The 26,916-nt window shown below is 65.5% G+C and carries 19 protein-coding genes and 1 pseudogene; 5 read left to right on the forward strand and 15 right to left on the reverse strand.

Annotation, left to right across the window (positions count from 1 at the left end; genetic code table 11):
- A pseudogene (locus BLU39_RS28445) lies at positions 1-156 on the reverse strand (IS1595 family transposase); the annotation flags it as partial.
- A gap of 107 nt (positions 157-263) precedes the next feature.
- Positions 264-749: a hypothetical protein gene (locus BLU39_RS27710; protein ID WP_092719600.1), complete on the reverse strand. Its 486-nt coding sequence runs from the start codon at positions 747-749 to the stop codon at positions 264-266.
- Positions 750-922: 173 nt separating this feature from the next.
- Between BLU39_RS27710 and BLU39_RS27715 the strand changes: the two genes are divergently transcribed.
- The gene (locus BLU39_RS27715) at positions 923-1,141 is read left to right on the forward strand and encodes a TOBE domain-containing protein (protein ID WP_034757699.1); all 219 of its coding nucleotides are present in this window, start codon (positions 923-925) and stop codon (positions 1,139-1,141) included.
- 23 nt (positions 1,142-1,164) lie between these two features.
- Here BLU39_RS27715 and BLU39_RS27720 read toward each other — a convergent pair whose 3' ends face one another.
- Together BLU39_RS27720 and BLU39_RS27725 are read right to left on the reverse strand one after the other, a co-directional pair.
- On the reverse strand, positions 1,165-1,914 hold the full coding sequence (locus BLU39_RS27720; protein WP_092719603.1) for a LytR/AlgR family response regulator transcription factor: 750 nt from the start codon (positions 1,912-1,914) through the stop codon (positions 1,165-1,167).
- Positions 1,911-3,170 (reverse strand): sensor histidine kinase, encoded by a 1,260-nt coding sequence (locus BLU39_RS27725; RefSeq protein WP_139178510.1) that lies wholly within the window; start codon positions 3,168-3,170, stop codon positions 1,911-1,913. Before BLU39_RS27725 ends, BLU39_RS27720 begins: the two co-directional genes overlap by 4 nt.
- Before the next feature lie 98 nt (positions 3,171-3,268).
- Here BLU39_RS27725 and BLU39_RS28780 point away from each other — a divergent pair, with 98 nt between their 5' ends.
- Positions 3,269-3,442 carry a hypothetical protein gene (locus BLU39_RS28780; protein ID WP_175539441.1) on the forward strand — a complete coding sequence of 58 codons (174 nt, stop codon included), beginning with the start codon at positions 3,269-3,271 and terminating at the stop codon, positions 3,440-3,442.
- A 144-nt stretch (positions 3,443-3,586) separates the two neighbouring features.
- A complete protein-coding gene (locus BLU39_RS27730; RefSeq protein ID WP_092719608.1) occupies positions 3,587-4,465 on the forward strand; it encodes a serine hydrolase in 879 nt (292 codons plus the stop codon).
- Positions 4,466-4,511: 46 nt separating this feature from the next.
- Here BLU39_RS27730 and BLU39_RS27735 read toward each other — a convergent pair whose 3' ends face one another.
- Positions 4,512-5,444 (reverse strand): DMT family transporter, encoded by a 933-nt coding sequence (locus BLU39_RS27735; protein ID WP_092719611.1) that lies wholly within the window; start codon positions 5,442-5,444, stop codon positions 4,512-4,514.
- Between the two features lie 109 nt (positions 5,445-5,553).
- Here BLU39_RS27735 and BLU39_RS27740 point away from each other — a divergent pair, with 109 nt between their 5' ends.
- A complete protein-coding gene (locus tag BLU39_RS27740; protein ID WP_092719614.1) occupies positions 5,554-6,453 on the forward strand; it encodes a LysR family transcriptional regulator in 900 nt (299 codons plus the stop codon).
- A gap of 4 nt (positions 6,454-6,457) precedes the next feature.
- Here the strand turns inward: BLU39_RS27740 and BLU39_RS27745 are convergent, their stop codons facing one another.
- The 6 genes from BLU39_RS27745 to BLU39_RS27770 all read right to left on the reverse strand — a co-directional run bounded on the left by BLU39_RS27745 (position 6,458) and on the right by BLU39_RS27770 (position 21,713).
- Entirely contained in the window at positions 6,458-8,374 is a 1,917-nt protein-coding gene (locus BLU39_RS27745; protein ID WP_092719615.1) for a methyl-accepting chemotaxis protein, read from the reverse strand.
- A gap of 163 nt (positions 8,375-8,537) precedes the next feature.
- Positions 8,538-10,511, reverse strand: a complete 1,974-nt coding sequence (recD, locus tag BLU39_RS27750; RefSeq protein ID WP_232731045.1) for an exodeoxyribonuclease V subunit alpha — start codon at positions 10,509-10,511, stop codon at positions 8,538-8,540.
- Positions 10,501-14,160, reverse strand: a complete 3,660-nt coding sequence (recB, locus tag BLU39_RS27755; protein WP_092719618.1) for an exodeoxyribonuclease V subunit beta — start codon at positions 14,158-14,160, stop codon at positions 10,501-10,503. Before recB ends, recD begins: the two co-directional genes overlap by 11 nt.
- Positions 14,157-17,576, reverse strand: a complete 3,420-nt coding sequence (recC, locus tag BLU39_RS27760; protein ID WP_092719619.1) for an exodeoxyribonuclease V subunit gamma — start codon at positions 17,574-17,576, stop codon at positions 14,157-14,159. Before recC ends, recB begins: the two co-directional genes overlap by 4 nt.
- Before the next feature lie 75 nt (positions 17,577-17,651).
- A complete protein-coding gene (locus BLU39_RS27765; protein ID WP_092719622.1) occupies positions 17,652-20,681 on the reverse strand; it encodes a CHASE domain-containing protein in 3,030 nt (1,009 codons plus the stop codon).
- Positions 20,682-20,822: 141 nt separating this feature from the next.
- Positions 20,823-21,713, reverse strand: a complete 891-nt coding sequence (locus BLU39_RS27770) for a LysR family transcriptional regulator (RefSeq protein WP_092719625.1) — start codon at positions 21,711-21,713, stop codon at positions 20,823-20,825.
- A gap of 108 nt (positions 21,714-21,821) precedes the next feature.
- On the opposite strand from BLU39_RS27770, the gene BLU39_RS27775 reads away from it, so the two are divergent.
- A complete protein-coding gene (locus tag BLU39_RS27775; RefSeq protein ID WP_092719628.1) occupies positions 21,822-22,814 on the forward strand; it encodes a cyclase family protein in 993 nt (330 codons plus the stop codon).
- 2 nt (positions 22,815-22,816) lie between these two features.
- Here the strand turns inward: BLU39_RS27775 and cobA are convergent, their stop codons facing one another.
- The 4 genes from cobA to BLU39_RS27795 all read right to left on the reverse strand — a co-directional run.
- The gene (gene cobA / locus BLU39_RS27780) at positions 22,817-23,587 is read right to left on the reverse strand and encodes a uroporphyrinogen-III C-methyltransferase (protein ID WP_092719631.1); all 771 of its coding nucleotides are present in this window, start codon (positions 23,585-23,587) and stop codon (positions 22,817-22,819) included.
- A gap of 14 nt (positions 23,588-23,601) precedes the next feature.
- Positions 23,602-24,750: a CmpA/NrtA family ABC transporter substrate-binding protein gene (locus BLU39_RS27785; protein WP_254789080.1), complete on the reverse strand. Its 1,149-nt coding sequence runs from the start codon at positions 24,748-24,750 to the stop codon at positions 23,602-23,604.
- 142 nt (positions 24,751-24,892) lie between these two features.
- Entirely contained in the window at positions 24,893-25,531 is a 639-nt protein-coding gene (locus tag BLU39_RS27790; RefSeq protein ID WP_092719636.1) for an ANTAR domain-containing response regulator, read from the reverse strand.
- A gap of 74 nt (positions 25,532-25,605) precedes the next feature.
- On the reverse strand, positions 25,606-26,916 hold a 1,311-nt coding region (locus BLU39_RS27795), incomplete at its 5' end, for a CoA-acylating methylmalonate-semialdehyde dehydrogenase (protein ID WP_092719639.1).

A 26,916-nucleotide genomic window follows, 5' to 3' on the forward strand; every position in this document is an offset into this window, starting at 1 on the left:
GGGACAGGCCAATCGCGGCTGGGCCACGCTTTCCAGCAGCGCGATGGTCGCGTCGTGTGGCGAGTTGCCATGCAGCAGGGCAATGCCTGCCTGCCGCTGGCGTTGGCTCAACCGGGCAAACTGCGCAATCAAGGTGATCCATTCGGCTGGCCGCATGATTGGCTCCCGCAGAGTGAGTATGCAGAGTCAGACAGCACGTCCACAGGAAGATTCCGGCATTTCCCCTACTTGCCGATGACAGAGCCTTTTTTATGGAGCAAAGGTCATTGCTTCTTCAGCACCAGTTTGAACTGCGGCGTCCAGCGCCCGTCCACCAGCATCTCGCTGGCCGCCTCATAGGCATCGCCCGAGGGCGTCCAGCGCACGCGGTAAGTCAAGGTCTTGCCCTTGGCACCCACGTACTCGGTAGCGGGAAAGTCGAGGCCGCCGTCCGCCGGCAGCATCGTGCCACGGCTGTGGCCGCCGCTGTTTTCCAGATACAGGAAGGCGACCTTGTTTGCGGCGGGATCGTGGTAATACGTGGTTTCGCCCACGTAGTCGGGCTTGCCGGGGCTGCGCACCGTGTGCACGTCGCGCAGCATCTGGCCGCCATACAGCCACTGGAAACAGTGCTCATCCGTTTGCTTGCCGCCAGGGAACTCGCCCTTCCAGCAATGGCCAGCCAGGAAAGCCATCGGCTGCAGCGCCGCGGGCGGTTCCGCCAGCGCGGCAAATGAGGGCAACAGCAGCAACAAAGGCAATGGACGCATGGCAAACCTCCAGGATGTTGCAGCCAAGTATAGGCGAATAATGTGCTTGCGTCAGCGCTGGCGCACGCTTTGCGCATATCGATATGCGCATCGATTCGTGGTCAAAAGCGTGCGCGCACCGTACTCTGGCCTTGTCGCGCCGCATGGCGTATTACGGGCACAAAGGAAACATCATGGCTATCTCGGAAGTGAATGTACGCAACCAGTTTCGCGGCAAGATCAAGGAAATCATCTTTGGCCCCGTGGTCTCGGAAGTGGACGTGGAAACGCCGCACGGCATCGTCACGTCGGTAATCACCTCGCGTTCGATCAAGGACCTGGACTTGAAAGTGGGCAGCGAAGTCATCGCGCTGGTCAAGTCGACGGAAGTGTCGATCGCCAAGATCCAGTAAGCGCTGGGTGCTTGCCTTGCACGCTAATCGCGAAACAGATACGTAAACGTGCGGCTGACGGGCAGCTTTTCCGTACTGCCGCGCACCAGCACCTGCATGCGCTCGGCGTCGATGCGTTCGGCCGCCTCGATGGCCTTGACGTTGACCATGGTGCCGCGGTGGATTTGCCAGAACTGTTCCGGATCGAGGCCGCCCAGCAAATCCTTGAGCGGCGTGCGCACCAACGCTTCCGAACCGGCCAGCACGACGCGCGTGTACTTGGTGTCGGCCTGGAAGAACAGCACGTCGTCGATATCGATCAGGCGGATCTGCTTGCCCACGCTGGCCTTGATCCATTTCAACTTGTCGCGCGGCGGCGCCGGCAAGGCGGCGCGCAGCGACTGCAGTAAATTGGCCATGTCGGCCGGCTGGGCGCCGAGCTTGTCGCGCAGGCGGGCCAGCGCCCGCTGCAGGCGCTCGGCCTGCACGGGTTTGAGCAGGTAGTCGACAGCGCCCGCGTCGAAGGCATCGACGGCGTACTGGTCGTAGGCCGTGACGAACACCACGTGGGCGCGCTTGCCGATGCGCTCGGCCACTTCCAGGCCCGACAGGCCCGGCATGCGGATGTCGAGAAAGACCACGTCCGGCTCATGCTCGAGGAAACCGTCCCAGGCATCGTTGCCGTTTTCCGCCACCAGCACGACGTGCGCTTCGGGCCAGGCTTGCGCCAGCAGCATGAGCAGGCGCTCGCGCATCAGGGGCTCGTCTTCGGCGATCAGGATGGTGGTATTCATGCGGCGGGTGCTTTCAGGCTCGTTTCAATTTTGATGGGTAGCAATATTTCAGCGATCACGCCGCCCTCTTCGCCGTCGCGCAGGCTCAGGCTGGCGGACGGATCGGACAGCAACAGCCGGCCGCGCACGTTTTCCAGGCCCAGGCCGCCGCTGGGGGCGCTGCCAGTGCCACTTTCCGGCAAGCCCATGCCCGTGTCCTGTACGCGCAGGCGCAGCATGCCATCGACCCGCAGGGCCGACAGGCGGATTTCGCCGCCGCGCAACGATGGTTCAATACCGTGCTTGATGGCGTTTTCCGCCAGGGTCAGCAAGATCATGCTGGGTATGGTCGCGTTTGCAAACTCGGCCGGCAAATCCAGCACATAGCGCAGGCGCGAGCCCATGCGCGCCTGCATCACGCGCAAATACGCGGCCACCATGTCGAACTCGCTTCGCAAGGGCACTTGCTCGCTGCGCATTTCCGCCAGGCTGGCACGCAGGAAGGCGATCAGGTCGGCCGTCAATGCGGCGGCCCGGCCTGCGCCTTGCGCGCCCTGCTCGGCCAGCTGCTGCACGGCGCCCAGGGTATTGAACAGGAAATGCGGCTCGATCTGCGCGCGCAGCAGGCGCAGCTGCGATTCGCTCAGCTCGCGCGCCAGACGGTCGCGCTCGGCATCCTGCTGCAGTTGCACCGTCAGTGCTTCGTACTGGCGGTTGCGCCAGGTGGTCACGATCATCAGCGGCACCATGTAAAACAAGCCGGCCACGAGCAAGGCGGTGCCGCCCACGCGCAGCAAGCGCTCGAAGGCCATGTCCATGGAACCCGTATCGCTGAAGCCGGCCAACAGCACGCCGCCCGCCACCCCGGCTGCGCACGTGGACACGATCAGCAAGAGTTTCTTGAGCTTGTTGCGCACGGAACTGCGGTAATTGAACCAGACGCCCACCAGGCCCCACGCCAGCGCAAAACCCAGGCCGTTGCTGAAGACGAGGGCCTTGAGCAATTCGAACCTGGTCGGCAGCAGCAAGTGCAGTGCGACGCCGATGGCACTGAACAACAGCATCAGCTTGAACGCGGCGATGTAAAAACCGGCGCCACGATACTTGAGCAGGAAATCGTGCAATTGCTGGCGCTCGATCGGCGTCAGCTTGACCAGCTTCATGGCGACGTAGCGGCGTACCCGTCCCCGGACCTGCGACGCCCTCTCCGAGTGTTTCAGTACCAGCAGCGATTCCTCATCGATGCTGCGGTACCAGTCCATATATTTTTTTAACACGATGCGCTCTCCGTGGTCTGTGATTCAGGCATGAACGCAGTCTACGGTGCCCCTGTTGCGGGGTATAGCGCGGGGCGACGAAGCACGAAGCGGCAGGCATGAACGACGAAGCGAGCGGCACCTGCCAGGCCTACGCTGCCAATATTGCTGAAATCATACGAAGTTTCCAAGATGAAATCAATAAATGCGTAACAATTTTCACTACGGCAAGAATAGCCATTTTTATTTGCCAAATTGGCCGCAACACCGCTTGTTGCGGGCTTGCGCCGTAGACATCGCTTGATCTTTAATGGTATTGTTTAAGCTTGGCAAATATTGCCTCCGAGATACACGTCGCGTCCCCGCGCGGCCCCGTTCCGGATTTGCGCGCAGCGCCCACGATGGCGCCCCAAAACTGCTTTCCCACATACAATCCCATGCTCAAAAAAATGTTCGCCGCGGTGCTGATGACGCTTTCGACAGCGGCCATCGCCGTGCCCTTCGGTTCCCAGTCGATACTGGTGGTCGAAGACGGCACAGGCAAAGTCTTGCTTGAAAAAAATTCCAACGTGGTGGTGCCCATCGCCTCGCTGACCAAACTCATGACGGCCATGGTCGTGCTCGACTCCAAGGCCAATATGCAGGAAGAGATCAGCATCGACCGCGAGGATGTCGACACCCTGAAGCACAGCACCTCGCGCGTGCCCGTGGGCGCCACTTTGAGCCGCCACGACGTGCTGCAACTGGCGCTGATGTCGTCCGACAACCGCGCCGCCGCCTCGCTGGCGCGCACCTACCCCGGCGGCCCGACGGCGTTTGCCGTGGCCGTCAATGCCAAGATCAAGGCCCTGGGCATGCACCAGACCGTGATCGAAGAGCCGACCGGCCTGTCGCCGAACAACCAGTCGACGGCGGCCGATCTCGTCAAGATGGCCGTGGCCGCCTCGCGCTACCCGGAAATCAGCCGCATCACCACGGATTCGAAGGACGTCATCCAGATCAAGGGCCGCGACGTGGAATACCACAACACGAACCGCCTGGTGGGCGCCAAGGGCTGGGACATCGGCCTGTCGAAAACGGGCTACACGAATGAAGCGGGCCGCTGCCTGATCATGCGCATCAAGTCGGCCGGCAAGTTCGCCACCATGATCCTGCTCAACGCGCGCGCCAATTCCGTGCGCGCCATGGACGCCGTCAACATTCGCCGCATGCTGGCGGCCGAGAACGGCATCGAAGAGCCGAAGGTGATGCGCGCTTCCGTCAACCGACACAAGAAGGCGCCGGCGAAGCCGTCGAAGCGCCGCCGCGCCCGCTAAGCACGGCTGAATGCCGGGGTCAGACCCGACGGGTCTGACCTCGGAACTATTTCGCCTGCCGGTTGGTCATGATGACGCCGGCTATCGTCACCGCCCCGCCCACCAGCATCGAGGCGAGCACCGGCTCGCCCAGCAACACCGCCGCCAGCACGATGCCGAACACGGGCACGAGGTTGTTGAACACGGCCGTGCGCGACGGGCCCAGCGCTTTGACGCCCTCGTAATACCAGACAAAGCCGATCACCGTGCCGAACACGCCCAGGTAGCCGATGGCGGCCCACACCTGCCAGCCAAAGCTGCGCCATGGCACGCTCGGAAATTCCACGGCCGCGCCCACCAGCAAAAAGGCCAGGCCCCACATCGCCGCATACGTCGTGGCCGCGATCGGGCTCAAGCCCTTCAGCGCGACCCGGCCGATCAGGGTGTAAGCGGCCCAGCTGGAAATACCGCAAAACATGAAGATTTCACCGGCGCCGATGCCGCCGCCGTTACCGTGCAGCACGCCGGCAAGGTCGCCGCGCGTGATGACGATGGCCGTGCCGCAGAACGCCAGCATGATGCCCAGCCACTTGAACGATCCGAGCCGTTCGCGGAACAGCATGGCCGAGGCCAGCGCCGTGACGATGGGGTTCAGCGCGACAAATAAAGCCGTGCGCCCGGCCGGCATGCGCGACAGGGCCGCCAGGAAACACAGGTTGTACAGAAAGATGCCCGTCAGGCCCAGGGCCGCCGTCGTCATCAGCTGCTTGCGGTCCAGGCGCGGCAAGCCCCCTTCCAGCTTCCACGCCAGCACGACGAGCAGCAGCACGGCCACGCCGAAGCGTCCGCTGGCGGCCGTCATCGGCGGCATCTGCTGCGCCAGCACGCGGCCCGCGATAAAGGTGCCGCCCCAGAACAGGGCGACGAAAATCAGTTTCAGGTAGACCAGCGGCGATTGCACGGAAGGCAAGGCGGCGGAAGGTATGGCGGTAGTGCGCATGGAAAGTCCTATGATGTCGCTTGTGCAGCGGATACTGCAGATATATATTAATACTAATATCAACTCATGAAATAATGAGCGAATACTCATACATCAAAGAAACCACACCATGACCTTCACGCAACTGGAAATTTTTACCCTGGTGGCTGAACTGCACGGCTTTTCCGCCGCCGCCGCGCAGCTGGGCATCAGCCAGTCGGCCGTCTCGCACGCCTTGAAGGCGCTGGAAAAGGAGATGGGCGTGGACCTGATCGTGCGCCACCAGGCCTCGGCCGAGCTGACCGACGTGGGCCGCCAGCTGCTCGTGCGCGCGCGCGAAATCCTCGGCCTGTCGGAAGCCATGCGCCAGGAAGCGGCCGACGTGCTGGGCCAGCGCCAGGGCACCCTGCGCATCGGCTCCTTCGGCCCCACGTCGTCCTTGAATCTGCTGCCGGCCATCACGGCGCAATTCCGCCTGCGCTATCCGGGCATCGACTTGCGCATCGACGAAGGCGCCGACCATGAAGTGGTGCAGTGGATACGCGAACGCCGGGTCGACGTGGGCTTCGTCGTGCTGCCCGACGAGCGTTTCGATACGGCGCCGCTAGTGGAAGACCAGATGATGGCGCTGGTGCCGCGCAGCCATGCGCTGTCCGGCGAAACGTCCATCACCCTGGCGCAGCTGTGCGAAGGGCCATTCATCATGTCCGAGGCGGGCTGCGCCTGCCTGATCGAACCGCTGTTCGCCAACGCGGGCTTGCAGCCGCAGGTACCGTACCGCATCAGCCAGGTGATCACCATCCTCGACATGGTCAGCCGCGGCGATGGCCTGTCCATCGTGGCCGAACTGGCCCTGCCGCAGCGGCTGCGCGAACAGTATCCGGAACTGGTCGCCCTGCCCCTGAATCCGCCCGTCAGCCGCAAGGTGGGCCTGGCCGTGCGCGACCGGCGCCAGAACACGCCGGCCACGAATGCTTTTTTCGAGGTGGCGAAACAGATGGCGCCGACCCTGGCGCCCCGCCGCGCTTGAAGGTTTAAAACGTCTCCCACTCCTCGCTGCGTTCGGCCTTGACGGCGGGCGCCGGTGCCGGCCGGCTGGCGAGGCGCGGTGCGATGGCGGCGCGCACCGGTTTGACAAGCGCCGGCGCCGGCCCGTCATCGAGCTTGAACACGCCCACCACCTGCGCCAGGGTACTGGCCTGGTCCTGCAGGCTTTCGGCGGCAGCCGCCGCCTCTTCCACCAGGGCCGCGTTCTGCTGCGTCACCTGGTCCATCTGCGCAATCGCCTGGTTCACCTGTTCGATGCCGGAACTCTGCTCGACGCTGGCGGCCGTGATCTCGCCCATGATGTCGGTGACGCGGCGCACGCTGTCGACGATTTCCTGCATCGTCGCGCCAGCCTCGTCGACGAGGCGCGCGCCAGAATCGACCTTGCCCACCGAATCGTCGATCAGCAGCTTGATTTCCTTGGCCGCCCCTGCGGAACGCTGGGCCAGGCTGCGCACTTCCGTCGCCACCACGGCAAAGCCCCGTCCCTGCTCGCCCGCGCGCGCCGCTTCCACGGCCGCATTGAGCGCCAGGATATTCGTCTGGAAGGCGATGCCGTCGATGACGCTGATGATGTCGACGATCTTCTTCGACGAGTCGTTGATCGACGCCATGGTGTCGACCACTTGCGCCACCACGTGACCGCCCTTGCTGGCCACGCTGGAAGCCGAAACGGCCATCTGGTTGGCCTGGCGGGCATTGTCGGCATTCTGTTTCACCGTGCTGGTCAGCTCCTCCATCGAGGCAGCCGTCTCTTCCAGCGAACTGGCTTGCTGCTCCGTGCGCGACGATAGGTCCTGGTTGCCGGCGGCGATTTCCGACGACGATACTTTCACCGATTCGCTGGCCGTGCGGATTTTCACGAGCACGGCGGCGATCTTGTCGATGAAGCGGTTGAAGGCACCGGCGATCTGCGCCAGTTCGTCCACGCCGGAAGCGTCGAGCCGGCGCGTCAGATCGCCCTCGCCCGAGGCGATGTCGTCGAGCGCGTCGCGCACCAGTTCCAGGCGCTTGAGCATCTTGAACACCAGCAGCGACAGCAGCGCCGCCGCCAGCCCCGTCAGCAGCGCGGCCGTGACGGTGGCCGTCGTCAGCATCGTCTGCAAGGCTTGCATGGCTTCCTGCTGGTCGAGCACCACGGCCAGCAGCCAGTCGGTGCCGGCCACGCGCGTGACGTATAGCTTGCCGTCGCGATCATTCAGGCGCACGGCCTCGCTCGTGCGCGTGCTTTCCAGGCGGTTGACCTGCGCGGCCGACAGCGCCGCATCGAGTTTCGCCACCGGCTGCAGGCTCAGGTCCTTGTTGGCATGGGCGATGATGGTGCCGCTCTGGTCGACGAGGAAGGCAAAGCTGTGCGGCGTCGGCTTGATCGCCACCACGTTGGCAATCACCGTATCGAGCAGCACGTCCGCGCCCGCCACGCCGACCAGCGCGCCCTTGGGACCGACGGGCGCCGTGAACGACACCACGAGCTTGTGGCTGGCCGCATCCACGTATGGCGGCGTGAGCATCGGCACGCCCGCCTTGGCCGTATCCGTGTACCAGGCGCGCGCCGTGGGATCGAAATCGGCCGGGCGGCCCGGATGGGTAAACACGGAGCGCTTGTCCGCGTAGCCGATGAACACTTCCGAAAAATCGCCGGCCTTTTCCGCGATCTGGAAGGCGCGCAGCGGATCGGGCGTCTCGGCCGACATGACGACGGACGCCATGACCTTTTTCTTGCCATCGACCCATTGCGCCAGCACGGCCGACTGGCTGTGCAGCAGCTGCTGCATCTGCTGGTCCGACGACGCCAGCATGCTGCTGCGCGTGGTGACGTAATTGGCGACCGACAAGGCCAGCATGGACAATACGACGATGGCCACGCAGATGAGCACCAGCCGCGTGCGAAGGGAAGACAACATGATGGACTCCTCGTTTCGATTTTAGTGGCAAGAAATAGTGGCAAGAAACAATGCTCTGCACTACTTTCTCTATGAAAGCATTTTCACACAAAAATCGGAACAATTATCATCAATATTCGGAATACAACACATATATTTCCGTGCAGAAACCTGCCTAACCCTGTCAGCCGATCAACCCTCTCAACCCGCTGGCCCGCTGCGTGCGGCGCAGAATCGCGTCGAACAGCACGGCTTGCGTGGGCGAGACGAGGGTAAAGAAGTCGCGCGCGCGCGTGATGCCCGTGTAGACCAGTTCGCGCGCCAGCATGGCGCCGCCTTCCTGCGGCAGCACCAGCACCGTGTGACGGAATTCCGAACCCTGCGATTTATGCACGGTCATGGCGAACGCCGTTTCCACGTGGCGCAGGCGCGTGGCCAGCACGCTGCGCACGTTTTCCCCTTCCAGGAAATACACGCGCAATGATCCCGGTCGCGCCGGGTCGCGCAGGGTCAGTCCGATGTCGCCATTGAACACGCCCGTACCGTAATCGTTACGCGTGACCATCACGGGACGGCCCACATACCACTCGCTGCGGCGTATCAAGCCTTCCTTTTCCAGCCGCAGCTCGATGGCCGTGTTCAAGCCGGCCACGCCCCACTCGCCTTCGCGCACGGCGCACAGGATGCGGAATGCTTCAAACGCATGCAGCACGGCGCGCACCCAGTCGTCATGCTGCGCGTACGCGGCCTCGCCGGCATTGACCAGCGCCAGGTAGGGCTGGTAGCCGCCCGGTGCCTCCGCGCGGCCGCGCAAGGCCAGGCGCAGCACGTCTTCCTGCTGCGCGGGCACGCTCCACGCCAGCTGGCCGCCGCTGTCGCCGGCGAAACATGCCTTGGCAAGATCGGGCCTGCCGCCATTCACGGCCAAGGCCAGCTCGCCGATCGGACCGCTGAAACGGTGGCTGTGGCGCAGCATCACCGTCTGCTGCGCCAACGCGCCGGCCGTCCCCGCAAAGGCGGGCGGAATGGCCACGCCGCTGGCCGCCTGCGCATACGCGATGGTGGCGTCCGTGTAGCCACCCGCCTGCGCGTCATGGCACAAGTCGCCCAGCACGGCGCCCGCCTCCACGGACGCCAATTGGTCCTTGTCGCCGAGCAGGATCAATATTGCCTTGGGCGGCAAGGCGTCGAGCACGGAGGCCATCATTTCCAGGTGCACCATCGACGCTTCATCGACGATCAGCACGTCGACGTCGAGCGGATTGCCCGCATGGTGGGCAAAGGCGCGCGTATCGGGCCGCGCACCCAGCAAGCTATGCAGGGTGCGCGCCGCGCCCATGCGCCGCGCCAGTTCCAGCAGGGGCAACGCATCGCCCGCCTTGGCCGCCAAGCCTTCCAGCGCCTTGTCGATCGACTGTTTCAGCCGCGCGGCCGCCTTGCCGGTCGGCGCGGCCAGCGCGATGCGCAGCTGCTCCGGCTGCGGCGAGACGGCAAACAGCAAGGTGAGCAAACTGGCCACCGTGTACGTCTTGCCCGTCCCCGGGCCGCCGGTGATGATGGCCACCTTGCCGCGCAGGGCGATGGCGCACGCCACTTTTTGCCAGTCCGGGCCACCGTCCTTGGACGGCTGGTCGAACAGGATATCGAGCCATAGCCGCACCTGCGGCAGCGGCGGATTCGTCAAATCCTGCGCGCGCGCGGCGATTTTTTCGCCCACCAGGGTCTCGTCGCGCCAGTAGCGGCGCAAATACAGGCGGTCGCCATCGAGCACCAGCGGCTGGCGCACGTCGGCCGCGCCCACCGTCCACACCTGCGGCGCGCCGGCCAGCAGCGCGCGCCAGCCAGCGACGCTGCCCGGCAGCGGACCGGAAACGGCCAGCACGCCATGCCACAGCTCCTCGCTCCAGCCCAGCAACTGCGACGGTTCGCTGGCCAGGTCTGCCAGCATCAGGCAGCTGTGCCCCCGCCCTTCCAGCTCGGACAGCACGACGCAGGCCACGGCCAAGGCGGACGCATTCGGCGCGCCCTCGTCCAGCGTGGCGATGAAGCGGGCAAAGGCGGCGCTCAGGCGGCGCAGATGGCCCCCCTCGGCGAGGCCGTCGACATGGCTGAACAAGGCATCCATCTGCAGGGTATCCAACTGCGCGTCATGCTGCATGGTGTTCCGTTTCTTCTAACAGTTGATCGAGGCCGTCCAGCAGTTCCAGTTGCGGCGCCAGCCAGTAGCAGCCATGCGTGTCCGCATTCGCTATGCCGCGCAGGAACAGGAAGATGGCGCCGCCCAGGTGCTCGGCCGGGTCGTAGGCATCGCCAAGACGGCTTTTCAGCAGCCGGTGCAGGGCCAGCATGTAGATGGCGCCCTGGATATCGTAGCGGTGCTGCGCCATGCCGGCCGCCAGCGCCTGCGTGTGGTAGGCCGCGTCGTTGGCGCCCAGCGCGTTCGACTTGTAGTCGAGCACCCAGTAGCGGCCATCCCGTTCGATGACCAGGTCGGCAAAGCCTTTCAGCATGCCGTGCAGCTGGCGCCGCGGCAGCACGGGACGCGGCGCGCCATCGAGCAGCAAGCGCGTGCACAGTTTATCGAGCGCCTCGGTGGACAAATGCTCGCTGGGGAACCAGAACTCCATCTCGGACAGGGTGCTGTCCAGCTGCGACAGCGAGGCATCGAGCAGCGGCAGCGGCGTGATGGCGATTTCCCGCAGCCAGGCGATGGCGTCGTCCTGGCGGTGGCCCCAGCCGGCCCGCTCGCAGCGCGCGGCCAGGCGGGTGTCGAAGTTGTCATCGTGGACGCTGTCAAACCCTTCGCCGCCCATCCACTCAAGCTGCTCGTGCAGGAAATTGCCGGGCACGGAACCGCGCGGAAAACGGTGCCACGGCGCGTCGCCCATATGCGTCGGCGCGACCACGGCCACCGCCGTGCCATCTTCCAGCAGGGTTTCTTCCAGCGCCCGCTGCGGCACATGCGCGCTGGCGACAGCACCGATCTGGCGCGTCAGCGACGTAAAGCTGCCCACCGACCAGTCACGCTCGAATTCGCCCGCGAACACGGGCGCGGGCCGCAACTCGGGCCGGCGCTCCACCCGGTCCAGCACCGTGCAGGCGTCGGCCTGCCCCAAGGTGCTGACATAGATGGCGTCGCAGCTGCCCGCCACCTGCTGCCAGCGCAGCAGCAGCTGGTCGAACGGCAGCTTGTCGCCGCCCGTCAGCAGATAGCCGAGCGCCGATTCGTGCAAGGTGTTCTCGCCCGCCTTGCGCGCGGCTTGGGCGGCCACGCCCAGCCACAAAAAGTGGCGCGCGCGCGTCAGGGCCACGTACAGCAGGCGCAAGTCTTCCTCGATGCGCGCCTCTTCCACCGCCGCCATGGCCTCGTCGGACAAGGACAGGTCGAGGCGACGTTCGCCATCGTCGTTCGCATAGTCGAAGAAGCTGCGGTTGCGCTTGTCCACCTTGCGTGCCGTGACGGCGAACGGCAGATACACGAGCGGGTATTCGAGCCCCTTGGATTTGTGCACGGTGATCACCTTCACCAGTTCCGCATCGCTTTCCAGGCGCAGCACGCGCTCGTCGCCGTTTTCGCCTTCGCCGGCGATCTGCTCGGCCAGCCAGCGTATCAGCGCCTGCTCGCCATCGAGCTGGCGACTGGCCGATTGCAGCAGTTCGGCCAGGTGCAGCAGATTCGTCAACCGCCGCTCGCCGCCCGTCTGCTGCAGCAGCATGGCCGGCAGCTGCAATTCGTGGATGAAGCGGCGCAACATGGCCAGCACGCCCTGGCGCTGCCAGATCAAATGCAGGGCCTTCAGTTGTTCCACCCGGCGTTCCCATTCCAGTTCATCGCTCGACAGGCGCGCCAGCTCGCCCAGCGACAGGCCGATGGTGCGCGTGGCAAAGGCGGCCCGCGCCAGTCCCCCGTCGAGCGGGTTGGCCAGCGCCGCCAGCCAGCGCAGCACGTCCTGCGCTTCCTCGCTGTCGATGACGGAATCCTTGTCGGACAGGTAGACGCTGGCGACCCGGCGGCGCGCCAGCGCGCGGCGGATGGCGGCCGCCTCCTTGCGGTCGCGCACGAGGATGGCGACGTCGGCCGGCTGCAGGCGCGCAAACCCATCGGGGCCCGTAAAACCGGCTTGCGCATCGCCCAGCATGGCGACGATATGTTCGGCGCAGTGCTGCGCGAAATACTCGCGGTAGCTGTCGCCGCGCAGCGCTTCATCGCTGGCGCAGGCAGCCAGCAGTGCCGGCAGCGGACCGCCGGCGTTCACCAGGTGTTCGGCGCGGCCCTTGGCGTCGACGGCCTCGAACGGTAGCGGATTCTCGCCGTTTTTGCGGTAGCGGAAGGCGCCCGCCGGCACCTCGTCGCGCTCGGCGTGCAGGAACAGCTGGTTGACGGCCGCCACCAGCGGCGCCGTCGAGCGGTAGTTGGTGCCCAACTGGTAGTGGCGTCCCGTTGTCGCACGCCGTGCCGCCAGGTAGCTCTGGATGTCGGCGCCGCGAAAGCCGTAGATCGACTGTTTCGGGTCGCCGATCAGGAACAGACCCAGGGCCGGATCGTTGTCGGCAATGCGGTACAGAGAATTGAAGATCTGGTACTGGCTTGGCGCCGTATCCTGGAATTCATCGACCATGGCCAATGGATACTGGTCGATGATGCGCTGGCGCAGGGCCGCGCCATTCTCGCCGGCCAGCGCGTCGTGCAATCGCTGCAGCATGTCGGCAAAACCGAACTGGCGCGACTGCCGTTTCAATTGATCCATGCGCCGGGCGATGGCCGCCGCCGCATGCAGGTGCAGCTTGTGCGCCAGCGGCGTGAGGGCCGCCAGGGAGATCCCCAGCGCCTCCGTATGCTCGAAGCACTCGGGCACCTGCGCCGTGAAACTCTTGGCAAACGCATCCTCGATGCCGAACGGCGTTAATCTCTCCCACGCCTTGGCCGTGATGGCCGGCAGCAGCAACAGGGGATCTTGCGCCCATTTACGCAAGCCGTCGAACCACTTCGCCAGGTTTTCCGGCTTCATCTTGACGCCATTAAAACACTTGGGATTGGCCGCGCGATGGTCGTTGATCCACATCGCCATCTGGTCGACGCGCTCGACCCAGCCCGCCTTCAGGGTGGCCAACTGGGCGGCCAGCGCCCGCTGTTCGCGTGCGATCAGCATGGATAACGGTTCCTCGTCCGCCATGCGCATGATGTCCGCGCGGCGCGCCAGCTCGCGCGCGCCTTTCTTCAGGGCGCCCACGTCGGGCCAGCAGGCCAGCAGCACGTCAAGCGCCTGCGGCGGCAAAGGGTAGACTTGCTGGCGCCAGTAATCGTGTGCCGCATCCTCGAACAGGGCTTGCTCGTCGCTGACCAGTTCCTCGTCGAACAGACTGCCGCTGTCGAACGCATGCTCGCGCAGCATGCGCTGGCACCATGCGTCGATGGTGAAGATGGCCGCTTCATCCATCGTCTCGGCGGCCAGCATCAGCCGGTGCGCGGCCTTTTGCCGTTCGCTCTCGTCGGGATAGGATTCGAGCAAGGCGTCGAGAAACGGGTCGCTGCCACCGGACTCATGGCGGAAATAGGCGGCCGCCTCGATCAGGCGCTCGCGCACGCGGTTCGACAATTCGCGCGTGGCGGCGCGGGTAAACGTCATCACGAGGATGTCGGCCGGCAGCAGCGGACGTGTAAAGCGGCTGTCGTCGTCGCCATGCCCCAGCACGAGGCGCACGTACAGCGCGGCGATGGTCCAGGTCTTGCCCGTGCCGGCCGACGCTTCGATCAGGCGCGAGCCGTGCAGCGGGAACGCCAGGGGGTTGAGCAAATGGCTCGTCATGCTTCTTCTCCCGCGCCATCATCGGGCGCGCTGATAGGGTCGATCGTGATGTGCTGTTGCAGCCAGTCGGCCAGCGGGCCATACAGCTCGCGCGTGCAGTCTTCCCACGCTTCTTCCAGCGCCAGCGCGGAAAACTCGGGCCACAGGCGCGCCAGGCACAGTTCCTCGCGCTCGCCCGACATGTCAAAACCGCCATCGTAGACGGCGCGCGGATCGCCCTGCTGCACCAGCGCCAGGCCCGTCTTGCAGGCCGTGGGCAGCGGGTGGTTCATGCCTTCGCGCCACAGCGCCAGCAAGGTAGCCAGCGCGTCGCGCGAAGCGGCGGGATCGAGCGGCGCCATGCAGACGATGGCGTCGCGCGCCACCAGGTAGCCGGTGACGGGAAAGCCGAGGGCGGCGGCGGCCAGCTGGCGCAACCACATCAGCATCAGCTTGTCGCCGCGCGCCAGGCCGCCCTTGTCCGTCACCTTCGAGGAAATCTGCATCAGCCAGGCCGTGTCCTGCCCGTTGCTGCACAATCTGTCGAGCCAGTCGTCGATCTGCACCTCGCCAAACGGCAAGTTGATGGCGCGCTTGTCGGCCGCGTAAGGGAAGGAGGCCCGCAAGGACAGCCATGCGCTGCGCACGGGCACGAGCGCCTCGACCAGCTGCGCCTGCACTTGCCGGCCGATCAGGCCGATCGGCAGCACGCCTTCGCGCGCCAGCCGCTGCGCGCGCGCTTCCAGGCTGGCGCGCACGTCGTCCAAGGCTTCCACGGCGCCGCCGTCATCGAGCATGGTGTCTTCCAGCAGATAGCGTTCGAGCGCATTCAGGCCGAACGGTTCTTCATCCTCGCCCAGCATGGCCGCATCGGCGAAATGCACGCTCAGGCGGCGGCGGAAGAAGTATTTGACGGGCTGGCGCAAAAAGCTGGCCAGCTCGCCCAGTTTCAAACGCGTGCCGGGATCGAGTTCGTAGGGGCCTAGCGGCAGCACGGCGGCCTGCGCCTCCGCATCCGCATGCGCGACGCGCCATTCGCGGGCATAGGTCAGCAAGCCATCGGCTTCGAAATAGCGGCGGCTGAACGGCTGCAGCGCGTGCTCGGTCGTCAGGCTTGCCAAATGCCGGTCCAGCGACCAGCCGGCGGCCAGGTAGTCGCGCAGCTGCGACACGAGCACGGACGGCGGCTGCTCGGAATTGTCGCGCACATTGCGCCCCACCCAGCTCACGTACAGTTTGTCGCGCGCGGCCAGCAAGGCTTCGAGCATCAGGTAGCGGTCATCGTCGCGGCGCGAGCGGTCGCCCGGACGCGCCATGCCGGGCAGCGCCAGCAAATCGAAATCGGCCTTTTGCGCGCGGCGCGGGAAGTCGCCATCGTTCATGCCCAGCAGGCACACGACGCGGAACGGCACGGCGCGCATCGGCATCAGGGTGCAGAAGGTGACGCCGCCGGAGACGAATTGATGGTTCAGGGTCGGCTCGTCGAGCGCGCCCAGCCACGCCACGCGCAGCACGGACAGCGGCACCTGCTCGACAAAGCCCGCATGCTCGCACGTTTCCAGCCAGCCCTGCAAGGCGCCTTCCAGCTGCGCCAGGGTCAATCGGTCGCCCTCGTCGTCGGCGTTAAAGAAGGCGGCCAGCAGCGCGCGCGCCTGCACGCCCCACTCGGCTGGCGTGCGCGTGCCGGCCAGCACGGTGCGCCAGTGCAGCAGCGCCTCGACCAGCTGCGCCAGCGAGCCCGCCAGCGCCGCATCGAGACCCCCCACTTCCGCATACGGTTCGATGCCGCCAAAGCTGGCGCCACTGCCGCTGGCATAGCCGAGCAGCATGCGCCGCACGCCGAAGATCCACGCATTCTGTTCGCCGGCCGCACCGAGCCCCAGGCCGGCGCGGTGTTGCTGGTCCAGGCCCCAGCGCACGCCCGCCCCTTCGATCCAGGCACCGAGGGTGGCCAGGTCGTCCGGCTGCAAGCCAAAGCGGGCGGCCAGCGCCGGCACGTCGAGCAGGTCGCGCACCTCGCTCTGGCGGCAGCGCTGCTGCGGCAGCTGCAGCAGCCACTCGAGCGCGACGAGCAGCGGGTTGACGCTGCGGTCCTTCACGTCGCCGATCTCGAACGGGATGAAACGCTCGTCGTTGCGCCGGTACTGGCCGAAGACGGCGTGGATGGCGGCCGTAAACGTGTCAATGTCGGGCACCATCACCACCACGTCGCGCGGACGCAAACCCGTTTCGGCGCTATGCGCGAACATGGCCAGCAGCTGGTCGTGCAGCACTTCCACTTCGCGCTGCACGCTGTGCGCCACATGAAATTCGATCGAGCGGTCGGCCGCATCGGGCGGCACCTGTTCATGCTCGGCCAGCGGACGCAGTTCGCGGATGGCCACCTGCACCTGCTGCAGCAGGGTTTCGCCCGTTTCCTCGCCGAACAGGTCGATGCGCAGGCTGTCGTCGCGCCCTTCCGCTTGCGCGTGTTCGTCGAATTCGTCGAGCATGCGGATAAAATCGCGCCCTTGCCTGCCCCAGCTGGCCAGCAGCGGGTGGCTGTGCGCATGCAGCGCTTCGAGCGGAATCTGCGCCAGGTCGGTGCCGTTGCGCTGGCGCTGGCGCTTGTTTTCCGCGCGCAGCAAGTCGCGCCCATCGATGATGTCGCCCCAGTAGAACTGGCAGGGATTGGGCACGGCCAGCACCACCTGCGTGTGGCGCGCCAGCGCGGCCAGCGCCTGCAAGGTCTGGTACGGCAAGGCCGACACGCCAAACAGCACGACCCGGCGCGGCAGCTTGCCAATCGGCGCATTGCCGGCGGCAATCGCCGCCAGGAAGGCCTCGTGGATGTCGGCGCGGCCCGTGCCGCGCTCGGAAACCTCGACATCCAGACCCACGGCGCGCCACAACTGCGCCTGCCAGCGCTGGTCGTCCTTCAAAACGATGGATTCACCGCGCGCCGTGCGCAACTGGTCGCGCCCCGCCGCCCAGTCGGCCAGCCAGTCGGCGCGGTAGACCTGGTATTGATCGAACAGGTCGGCCAGGCGCTCGGCCAGCTGCAGCCGGCGTTCGCAATCGCCATCGGCCAGGAAGTAGCGCAGCGGCGCAAACACGGGGTCGGCCAGCAGCGAGGGCAAAAGACGCATCAAACGCCACGTCAGCGGGGACTTGTCGAACGGCGACACGCGCGGGACTCTGTCACGCCCCAGCATGCCCCGGTAGCTTTCCCACAGCAGGCGCGCCGGCAGCGCGATGCGCGTGGCGGCGCACACTTTCATTTCCTCGGCCAGGGCGATCTTGAGCCATTCGGCCACGCCGTTCGACTGCACCAGGAAGATATCCGTTTCCAGCGGCGCCAGCGGATGCTGGCGCAGCCACTGGAAGACGGCGGCGCGCAGCTGTTCCAGCTGGTTGCCGTGCAGGATGAGGAGGCCGGGCGTGACGGGTGTATGCATGCTGATCCGATGAGTTGCCGCGCCTGCGGCCAGGTGGCCGCAGACGTCAAACGCCTATTATCGCCGCTGCGTGCGTCAGGGGGCGTCGCTGGAAGCAAATTCCATGGAAATTTGTTCCGCCACCTGCGCCAGCGCCGGCCCCAGTGCCGTCAGCAAGGCGCGCGCCTGCTGCATGTCGCCGCCCAGACGCAAGCCTTCGATCGACGTGCACAGGCTGGCAAAGGCATGCGCACCCACGGCCAGCGCCGACGATTTGCTGCGGTGGCCCAGGTCGGCCAGGCGCCCCAGGTCTTCCAGCGCCATGGCCTGCTCCATTTCGGCGATGCCGTCGCGCGCCGTGTCGAGAAACAGCTGGGTGTACTTGCGCATCTTCCCGACGTCATTGCTGAACGTGAGCGCCAGGGTGGCCAGGTCGAGGATGGCCGTGTCACGCAGCTCCGACGGCGTTTTCGGCGCCGCCAGCCCGTCGCCCGCGCGCGCATGGCCGATGCCGCCGATGCCGCCAATACCACCGCGCAGGCGGAACCATTTCGCCAGCAGGTGAAACAGCAGATTCGGGGCGATCGGCTTGGTCACGAATTCATCCATGCCGGCCGCCAGGCAGCGGGCGCGGTCTTCGCTGCCCGCATTGGCCGTCATGGCGATCACCAGCAGGCCGGCAAGCCGCGGGTCGGCGCGGATGCGGCGCGTCGTCTCGAAGCCGTCCATCTCCGGCATCTGCACGTCCATCAGCACGCAGTCGTAGCGCTGGCGGGCCAGCAATTCCAGCGCTTCGCGGCCATTGCCGGCGACACAGACGGTGGCGCCGGCGTCTTCCAGCAATTCGCAGCCCACCTGCTGGCTGAAGACGTTATCTTCCACCAGCAGGATGGACGCGCCGCGTATCACGCCCAATACTTCCGGCTCGACTTCGGCGATGCGCTCGTCGGACGCCTGCGCGCTTTTCTCCAGGTGCGCCGTGAACCAGAAGGTGCTGCCCAGTCCCGGCTGGCTGTAGACGCCCACCTTGCCGCCCATGAGCTCCACCAGCTGCTTGCTGATCACCAGCCCCAGGCCGCTGCCGCCATATTTGCGCGTGGTCGATGGGTCGGCCTGGTGGAAGGAGCGGAACAGCTGCGCCACTTCTTCCTGCTTCATGCCGATGCCCCGGTCCTGCACTTCGAAGCGCAGCATGCTGTGGCTGCCCCGTTCCTCGGACTGGCGCACGCGCACGAAGATACTGCCATTGTCGGAAAACTTGATGGCGTTGCTGGTCAGGTTCAGCAAGACCTGCTCCAGGCGCAGCGGGTCGCCGCGCCAGCGCTGCGACAACTCGGGCGCGATATCGAACTGCAGCGCCAGGCCCTTGACGGCCGCCGCGTCGCCCAGCTGGCTGGCGACGTTCGCCAGCAGGTTGTCGAGACGGAAGTCCAGCACTTCCAGTTCCAGCTTGCCCGCCTCGATCTTGGAAAAGTCGAGGATGTCGTTGATCAGCCCCAGCAAATGCTGGCCCGAATGGTAGATTTTTTGCAGGTAGTCGCGCTGGCGCGCGTCGGCCACGGATTTCAGGGCCAGGTGCGCCATGCCGATGATGCTGTTCATCGGCGTGCGGATTTCATGGCTCATGTTCGACAGGAAGTCGCTCTTGGCCTGGCTGGCCGCGTCGGCCTGCTCTTTCAGGCGGTGCAGCTCCGTCACGTCGGTGGACAGGCCGATCAGGCCCGTGACGGGACCGGGCAAGCCCAGCGGCACCTTCACGCTCCACAGGTGATGCACCTGGCCCTGCGCATCGACGAAGCGCTCCTCGCCGACGAACTTGGCGCCGCTGTCGAAGACCTGGCGCTCCGTGCGCCGCGCGGCGGCGGCCGCATCGCCGAGCATCAACTCGCCGTCCTGGCGGCCGATCAGCTGCTCCGCCGGACGGCCCAGTATCTTCGCCGTGCGCGCATTCACGTAGCGGTAGCGCAGGTCGGCATCCTTCATGTAGACGTAGGCGTCGACGCTGTCGAGCACCGTATCGAGCAGGGTGCGCTGCGCCACGGCGTTGCGGCGCGACCGGTACAGGGTAAAGATGTAGCCATAAATGAGCAGGGTGCCGGCCAGGCCGACGGCCAGCGCCAGCCACGGAAAATAGCGGTCGAAGGGGCTGTACAGTTCAGCCTTGCGCACGCGGAAATGGGCTTTCCACAGGCCGCCCTGGTAGGCGACGGGCAGCACCTGGTCGAAATAGTCGGCATCGCTGCCCGGTTGCGGCGGTGGCGCCGACAGGTCGCCGTCATCGTTGAACAGCAAACGGTCCTGCGGCGCGATGGCCAGGGCCCCGCTGGCCGGCAAAGGGCCGGCCGCACTGTACAGGGTCAGGTGCAGCGGTTCCAGGGCGCTGCGTTCGAGCGCGCTGTGCACCAGCTGCGCCACGCCGAAGCCGATGCCGACGGAGCCCTGGTAGGCGGCGCGGCGCTCGGCCACGCTGCCCTGCGGCATGTCGTTGCGGTACACGGGCAGGCGCATGCCCAGGCCCACGTGCGCGGGCGGCCCCTTGATCATGATCACCTGCCCCGACGCGCTCACTTCGCCGCTGTCGCGTGCCTGCGCCAGCGACTGCGCCACCAGCGGGTTGGCGGCAATATCGACGCCCATGCGTTCGGCCAGCAGGGAATCGGGTTCCAGGTAAGTGAGCACCGTGTATTCCGGCCGTTCGCCTGCAGGCCGGATGGTGAAGGCGGGATAGCCGCGCGGCGCCAGGCTGGTATCTTTGCGCACGGCCTCGATGAAAGCGGCGCGCTGCGCCGCCGGGACGGCCGCCGCGTAGTTGACCGATTCGATGGCAGGGAACTGGCGCACGATATCGAGGCCGGCCACGTAATCGTGGAACTGGCGGCGCGTCAGATGCTCGCTGGTGCGAAACAGGGCTTCGAGTCCGCGCAGCAGGTCGGAATAGCTTTTGACGCGCGTGATCAGGCTATGCTGGGCGCCATGCGTGAGATTGTCGAAACGCTGTGCGGCATCGTCGTTGACCGTGCGCGCCGCACCCGCATACAAGGCGCCGCCCACCGCCAGGGCCAGCAACAGGCCACCCGCCCAGATCCTGATGCCTGATCCCGCCCCGCCCTTGCTCAAAGTGTGCATTGTCGATCGCTTATTCCGGTTTCCTCGAATGGGCGGCGCTGCGGCCGTCCAGCAAGTACGAGGATACTATCAAAGCCCCTGCCCGACGCGCTTGTGGAAGAAAAAAAGCGCGTACGATGGTTGCACCGGAAAACAACACGCTTACGCCGCCTGCAGCGCGCCGGCCAGGAAGTCGCAAAAGGCGCGCACCTTTTCCTGCACATGGCGTCCATCGGGCATCAAGGCATACACGCCGCGCCTGGCCATGCCGTGCGACGGCAGCACGCGCACCAGGGCGCCGCTGGCCAGCAGCGGTGCGGCGACGAACGACGGCAGCGCGCCCACGCCTACCCCCGCCACCAGCATGTCGGCCAGCAGCAGGCTGCTGTCGGCGGAAAAGCGCACGGGCAAGATGATGCTGCTGTTCCCTTCCGGGCCGGCCAGCTGCCAGACGCCGGGGCTGTCGGCCAGCCGGTAGGCCAGGCAGTCGTGAGCGTGCAAGTCCTGCGCCTGCCGGGGCGTGCCGCGCCGCGCCAGATAGGCGGGCGACGCGCAAATCATCTGCTCGACATCGCCCAGGCGGCGCGCCACCAGGGAAGAATCGGCCAACGCGGCGCGGATGCGCAGCGACACGTCATAGCCTTCACCCACCACGTCGCGCAGGCGGTCATCCAGGGTCATCTCGATCCTGACGTCCGGATAGCGGGCCATGAAGTCCGGCAGCAGCGGCGACAACACCTTCAGGCCAAACGACAGCGGCGCATTCACGCGCAGCCGCCCCGCCACCTTGCCGGTGCAACCGCGCGTGGCCAGTTCCAGCGCGTCGATTTCATCGAGCAGGCGGCAGCATTCCGCATAGTAGGCCCGGCCGCCATCCGACAAGCTCATGCGCCGCGTCGTGCGTACCAGCAGCACCGTACCCAGATGCGCTTCCAGCTGGCGCACCTGCTTGCTGATGGCGGCCGCCGACTGATTCATATCGAGCGCCGCCTTGCTGAAGCTGTCGCGCTCGACGACCGTGCGAAACACGCGCATGTGCGCCAGGACATCCATGATTCTTTCCCCCCAGTTAAATATCTTATTATTTTATCGCTGATTATCATTGAAATTGAAAACAATATGATGGTGACTTCTTCATTCATGTCACGCAAGGAGTACCCCATGTTCACACCATCGATCACCCTGACCACCCTGCTGCTGGCCCTGCTGGCCGGCACGGTGCAGGCCGCCCCGGCCGCCGCCCTGCCCGAAGTGGGCATCAGTCCTTGGGGGCCGAAAGACGAGATAGGCCGCCTGAACCTGATGACAGCGGCCTCGCACGCCGCCATCCTCGCGCGCATCGACGGCGGCAAGAGCTACGACCTGGCCGTCGATTTCTATGTCGGCATGCCCAGCTGGCAGGCGGCAGGCGACCCTCCCTACCAGATGTGGATGACGCACACGCCGAAGGGCAATGTGGTGGCCGACTCGATGCGCGTGGGCGAGCCCATGAACCGCCACGTCAGCTACACGGGTTCGGCCGTGTCGATGTATGCGCACATGGGCACGCATATCGACGCGCTCAACCATTTCGGCTTGAACGGCAAGATCTGGAATGGATTTACGGAAGAGCAATACCTGGGCGACCGGGGCTGGACCGTGACGGGCGCGGAAAAGCTGCCGCCCATCGTCGCGCGCGGCGTGCTGATCGACGTGGCCGTGGCCAAGGGACTATCGCAGCTGCCCGACAATTACCGGGTCACGCGGCAAGACTTGCGCGCGGCGCTGGCCAAACAGAAGGTGATGCTGGAAAAAGGCGACGTGGTGCTGATACGCACGGGCCGCATGCAGCATTATGAGCAGGCGCAAGCGTACATGGCCAATCCGCCCGGCCTGTCGCTGGACGCGGCGAAATTCCTCGTGGAAGACGGCGGCGCCATGGTGGTGGGCGCGGACAACCTCAGTTTCGAGGCGTTTCCCTCGGAAGTGGCGGGCAACTACCTCCCCGTGCACACGTATCTGCTGGCGCAGCAGGGCACGCCCATCCTGGAACTGGTCGACCTGGAAGCACTGTCGCGCGACAAGGTCTACCAGTTCGCCTTCATCGGCGCGTCATTGAAATTCCGTGGCGGCGACGCGGCGCCCATCCGTCCCGTGGCCCTGCCGATCCGCTGAGGTCAGACCGAGACAGCCTGCAATGTGCTTGCGCCATGGTCATCCCAGGCGTCGGCGCAACGCACCACGTCGCCCACGACGATGATGCTGGGACTGCCCAGGCCGCTGGCCAGCAAGTCGCCGGGCAACGTTTGCAAGGTGCTCAGCAACTGGCGCTGGGCGGCCAGGCTGGCCGATTGCACCACGGCCACGGGCGTGCCGGGCGCCATGCCGCCAGCCAGCAAGCCGGCCTGGATGGCCGCCACACGGGCCACGCCCATGTAGATGACGAGACTGAGCTTGCTTTGCGCCAAGGCCACCCAGTTCGGCTCGGACGCGGCATCCTTGCCGTGTCCCGTGACGAAGATGGCACCCTGGCTCCAGCCGCGGTGCGTGAGCGGCACGCCGATGCTGGTCGGCGCGGCCAGGCCGCTGCTGATGCCGGGTATCACCTCGACGGCCACGCCATGGCTGCGCAGGTAGGCCCGCTCTTCGCCGCCCCGTCCGAACAAATACGGGTCGCCCCCTTTCAGGCGCACCACGTGCAGGCCGGCGCGCGCCTCGGACAGCATCAGGCGCTCGATGAACGCTTGCGGCGTGGACGCGCAGCCGCCCCGCTTGCCTACTTCGACCACGCGCACGCCGTGTGCCGCATGCGCGAGGATGGCTGGATTGACGAGGTCGTCGATCAGCACCACGTCGGCCCGTGCGATGGCTTTCACGGCTTTCAAGGTCAGCAGGTCCGGGTCGCCGGGACCGGCGCCGACCAGGGTTACGCTACCACATTGCGTCATGATGCACTCTCCAATCAGAAAAAATGGCCGATGGCAAACGATGCCGCGTACGCTTCCGGCGCGCTGCCGTCCCACACGACGCCGTCGCACAGGGTCGAGCTGCGCATGGGGGATGGCGGCAAAGGTGTGGCCGTCATCTCCGCCGCCTGGCGGTACAGGTCGATGCGGTTGACTTGCCTTGCCACAGCCAGGTAATCGGGTTCGTCGCGCAGCAAGCCCCAGCGCCGGTGCTGGGTCATGAACCACATGCCGTCGGACAAGTACGGGAAATTGACGGCGCCATCGCCATAAAACTTCAAGCCATGCGCCTCGTCCCAGGTCTTGCCCAGGCCATCCTGGTAATGGCCGAGGATGCGCGGCGCCAGGGTTTCCTGCAACGTATGCAGATAAGCGGGCTCGGCCAGGGTGGCCGCCATGGCCAGCCGGTTGGCATCGCTGGCGTCGATCCAGCGTCCCGCCTCGAGCACGGCGGCGATCAGGGCGCGGCAGCTGTTCGGATGCTGCTGCGCAAACGCGGCGCTGGTGCCCAGCACCTTGCCCGGATGGTCGGGCCAGATGGCGCCGCTCGTGGTGGCCGTCACGCCCACGCCATCGACGATGGCCTTGTAGCCCCACGGTTCGCCGGCGCAAAAGCCATCCATCTGGCCCGCGCGCAAGGCGGCCACCATCTGCGACGGCGGCACCGTCATCACGCGCGCGTCGCGCAGCGGATCGATGCCATGCGCGGCCAGCCAGTATTGCAGCAGCATCGCGTGGTTGCCGGTCGGGAAAGTATGCGCAAATGCAAATGGCCGCGCCGCGCCGCGCATGTGCCGCGCCAGCGATGGCCCATCGTGGGCGCCCTCGCGCGCCAGCGCCGCCGACAGGGTCACGGCCTGGCCGCTGTGATTGAGGTTCATCAGCACGGCCATGTCGTGCTGTTGCCCGCCGATGCCCATCTGCACGCCATACACGAGACCGTACAACACGTGGGCCGCGTCGAGCTCGCCGCTATTCAATTTGTCGCGCACGCCGGCCCACGACATCTCCCGGCTCAGCTCGATCTTGATGCCGTATTTTTCGTCCAGGCCCAATTTTGAGGCCATCACCAGCGAGGCGCAATCGGTCAGCGGCAGGTAGCCGATGCGTATCGTCTGTTTTTCCGGATGCAGGGACCGCATCATCTGGGCGCTGCTTGCCGCTGGGCTACCCGCTTGCTCTGTCATACTGGATTCCTTTGCCTGACCTTGCTGGCAGCATTGCACCAATACAGTGCACTGCACCACGATATGTCATAAAACCACGTCATAAAATTGGCATACCCCGTCATCCCAGCAAATCTTCCACGTCGAGGATGCGCTGGGCGATGTCCGCCAGTTTGAGTTTCTTGTTCATGGCCATGCTGCGCAAACGCTGGTAAGCCTGCTCTTCCGTCAAGCCGTGATGCGTCATCAACAGGCCCTTGGCCCGCTCGATGACCTTGCGTTCCTGCAGCTTGTGCCGCGTGTCGAGCAATTCGGCGCGCAGTTTTTCTTCCTGCCGGAAGCGCGCCAGGGCCACATTGAGCACGGGCTCGATGCGCTCGGCTTGCAAGCCGGCCACGATATACGCGGACACGCCGGCCGCCATGGCCGCGTCGATGCTGGCCTTGGCGCCGTCTTCGGTAAATAGCACGATGGGGCGGCGCTCGTCGCGCGTGGCGATGACGATGTGCTCGAGCACGTCGCGCGCGTCCGATTCGGCGTCGATGATGATGAGATCAGGCTGCAGTTGCGCGATGCGCTCGGGAAGGTAGAGGTCGGCTGGCAGCGAGGCGACGATGTCGAAGCCCGATTCCAGCAAGCCGATGCGCAAGGCATTGCCACGCTGCACCTGGGCAGCCAAGGCCGCATTCTCGTGCACGCCGTGCTCGACAATGGTGTTGACGACAACGATGCGCAAAGGCTGGGTACGGCTGGACGTCATGGGAGCGATCTGCAATGGCTAAACACAACCATTGCAGTAAGCAAGAAGCGAACCAGCCGGGTTTACAAGGTGCTTTACTTGAGTGTCGGCATGGCAAACTCGGCGCCGGCAGCCGTCGATGCAGGCCAGCGCTGGGTGACGGCCTTCTGTTTCGTATAAAAGCGTACGGATTCCGGGCCATGCGCATGGTGGTCGCCAAACAGGCTGCGCTTCCAGCCGCCGAAGCTGTGGAAAGCCATCGGCACGGGAATGGGCACGTTCACGCCCACCATGCCCACCTGCACCCTGTGCGTGTATTCGCGCGCCGTGTTGCCGTCGCGCGTGTAAATGGCCGTGCCGTTGCCGTACTCATGCGCGTTGACCAGGTCCAGCGCCGTCGTAAAGTCCGGCACGCGCACGATGCACAGCACGGGGCCGAAGATTTCCTCTTTATAGATCGTCATCTCGGGCGTGACATGGTCGAACAGACTGCCGCCGAGGAAAAAGCCCTGTTCATGGCCGGGCAGCACGAAACCGCGCCCGTCGCAGATGAGTTTCGCGCCCTCTTCCACCCCCTTGGCGATATAGCCGGCGATCTTGTCCTTGTGCACTTGCGTCACCACCGGGCCCATTTCCGCTTGTAAATCCATACCTTGCGTGATTTTCAGGGCGGCGATGCGCGGCACCAGGGCTTCCACCAGCTGGTCCGCCACATTGCCCACCGCCACGACGACGGAAATGGCCATGCAGCGCTCGCCGGCCGAGCCGAAGGCCGCGCCCATCAGCGCGTCGACCGTCTGGGGAATGTCCGCGTCGGGCATGACGACCATATGGTTTTTCGCGCCACCGAGCGCTTGCACGCGCTTGCCCTGCGCGCAGCCGGTCGCGTAGATGTATTCGGCGATCGGCGTGGAACCGACAAAGCTGACGGCGCGCACGTCCGGGTGGTGTAATAGGCCGTCGACGGCTTCCTTGTCTCCCTGCAGCACGTTGAAGACGCCGTCCGGCAAGCCCGCGTCCGTGAGCAATTGCGCCAGCAGCAGGCTGGCCGACGGGTCGCGCTCCGAGGGTTTCAAGACAAAGGTGTTGCCGCAGGCAATGGCCATCGGGAACATCCACATCGGCACCATCACGGGAAAGTTGAACGGCGTGATGCCGACACAGACACCGAGCGCCTGGCGGATCGACCAGGCGTCGATGCCGCCGGCCACTTGCTCCGAATATTCTCCCTTCATCATCTGCGGGATGCCGCAGGCGAACTCCACCACTTCGATGCCGCGCGTCACTTCCCCCTTGGCATCCGTAAACACTTTGCCGTGCTCCGCCGTGATCAGGGCGGCCAGTTGATCCGAGTGTTCTTCCAGCAATTCCTTGAACTTGAACATGACGCGCGCGCGGCGCAGCGG

Source organism: Janthinobacterium sp. OK676 (assembly GCF_900103595.1).
Lineage (GTDB): Bacteria > Pseudomonadota > Gammaproteobacteria > Burkholderiales > Burkholderiaceae_D > Janthinobacterium.

Excerpts from the sequence above, each read along its gene's own strand:
- BLU39_RS27710 (WP_092719600.1), bottom strand. The coding sequence starts at position 749 with ATGCGTCCATTGCCTTTGTTGCTGCTGTTGCCCTCATTTGCCGCGCTG.
- BLU39_RS27715 (WP_034757699.1), top strand. The coding sequence starts at position 923 with ATGGCTATCTCGGAAGTGAATGTACGCAACCAGTTTCGCGGCAAGATC.
- BLU39_RS27720 (WP_092719603.1), bottom strand. The coding sequence starts at position 1,914 with ATGAATACCACCATCCTGATCGCCGAAGACGAGCCCCTGATGCGCGAG.
- BLU39_RS28780 (WP_175539441.1), top strand. The coding sequence starts at position 3,269 with ATGAACGACGAAGCGAGCGGCACCTGCCAGGCCTACGCTGCCAATATT.
- BLU39_RS27730 (WP_092719608.1), top strand. The coding sequence starts at position 3,587 with ATGCTCAAAAAAATGTTCGCCGCGGTGCTGATGACGCTTTCGACAGCG.
- BLU39_RS27735 (WP_092719611.1), bottom strand. The coding sequence starts at position 5,444 with ATGCGCACTACCGCCATACCTTCCGCCGCCTTGCCTTCCGTGCAATCG.
- BLU39_RS27740 (WP_092719614.1), top strand. The coding sequence starts at position 5,554 with ATGACCTTCACGCAACTGGAAATTTTTACCCTGGTGGCTGAACTGCAC.
- BLU39_RS27745 (WP_092719615.1), bottom strand. The coding sequence starts at position 8,374 with ATGTTGTCTTCCCTTCGCACGCGGCTGGTGCTCATCTGCGTGGCCATC.
- recD (WP_232731045.1), bottom strand. The coding sequence starts at position 10,511 with ATGCAGCATGACGCGCAGTTGGATACCCTGCAGATGGATGCCTTGTTC.
- recB (WP_092719618.1), bottom strand. The coding sequence starts at position 14,160 with ATGACGAGCCATTTGCTCAACCCCCTGGCGTTCCCGCTGCACGGCTCG.
- recC (WP_092719619.1), bottom strand. The coding sequence starts at position 17,576 with ATGCATACACCCGTCACGCCCGGCCTCCTCATCCTGCACGGCAACCAG.
- BLU39_RS27765 (WP_092719622.1), bottom strand. The coding sequence starts at position 20,681 with ATGCACACTTTGAGCAAGGGCGGGGCGGGATCAGGCATCAGGATCTGG.
- BLU39_RS27770 (WP_092719625.1), bottom strand. The coding sequence starts at position 21,713 with ATGGATGTCCTGGCGCACATGCGCGTGTTTCGCACGGTCGTCGAGCGC.
- BLU39_RS27775 (WP_092719628.1), top strand. The coding sequence starts at position 21,822 with ATGTTCACACCATCGATCACCCTGACCACCCTGCTGCTGGCCCTGCTG.
- cobA (WP_092719631.1), bottom strand. The coding sequence starts at position 23,587 with ATGACGCAATGTGGTAGCGTAACCCTGGTCGGCGCCGGTCCCGGCGAC.
- BLU39_RS27785 (WP_254789080.1), bottom strand. The coding sequence starts at position 24,750 with ATGATGCGGTCCCTGCATCCGGAAAAACAGACGATACGCATCGGCTAC.
- BLU39_RS27790 (WP_092719636.1), bottom strand. The coding sequence starts at position 25,531 with ATGACGTCCAGCCGTACCCAGCCTTTGCGCATCGTTGTCGTCAACACC.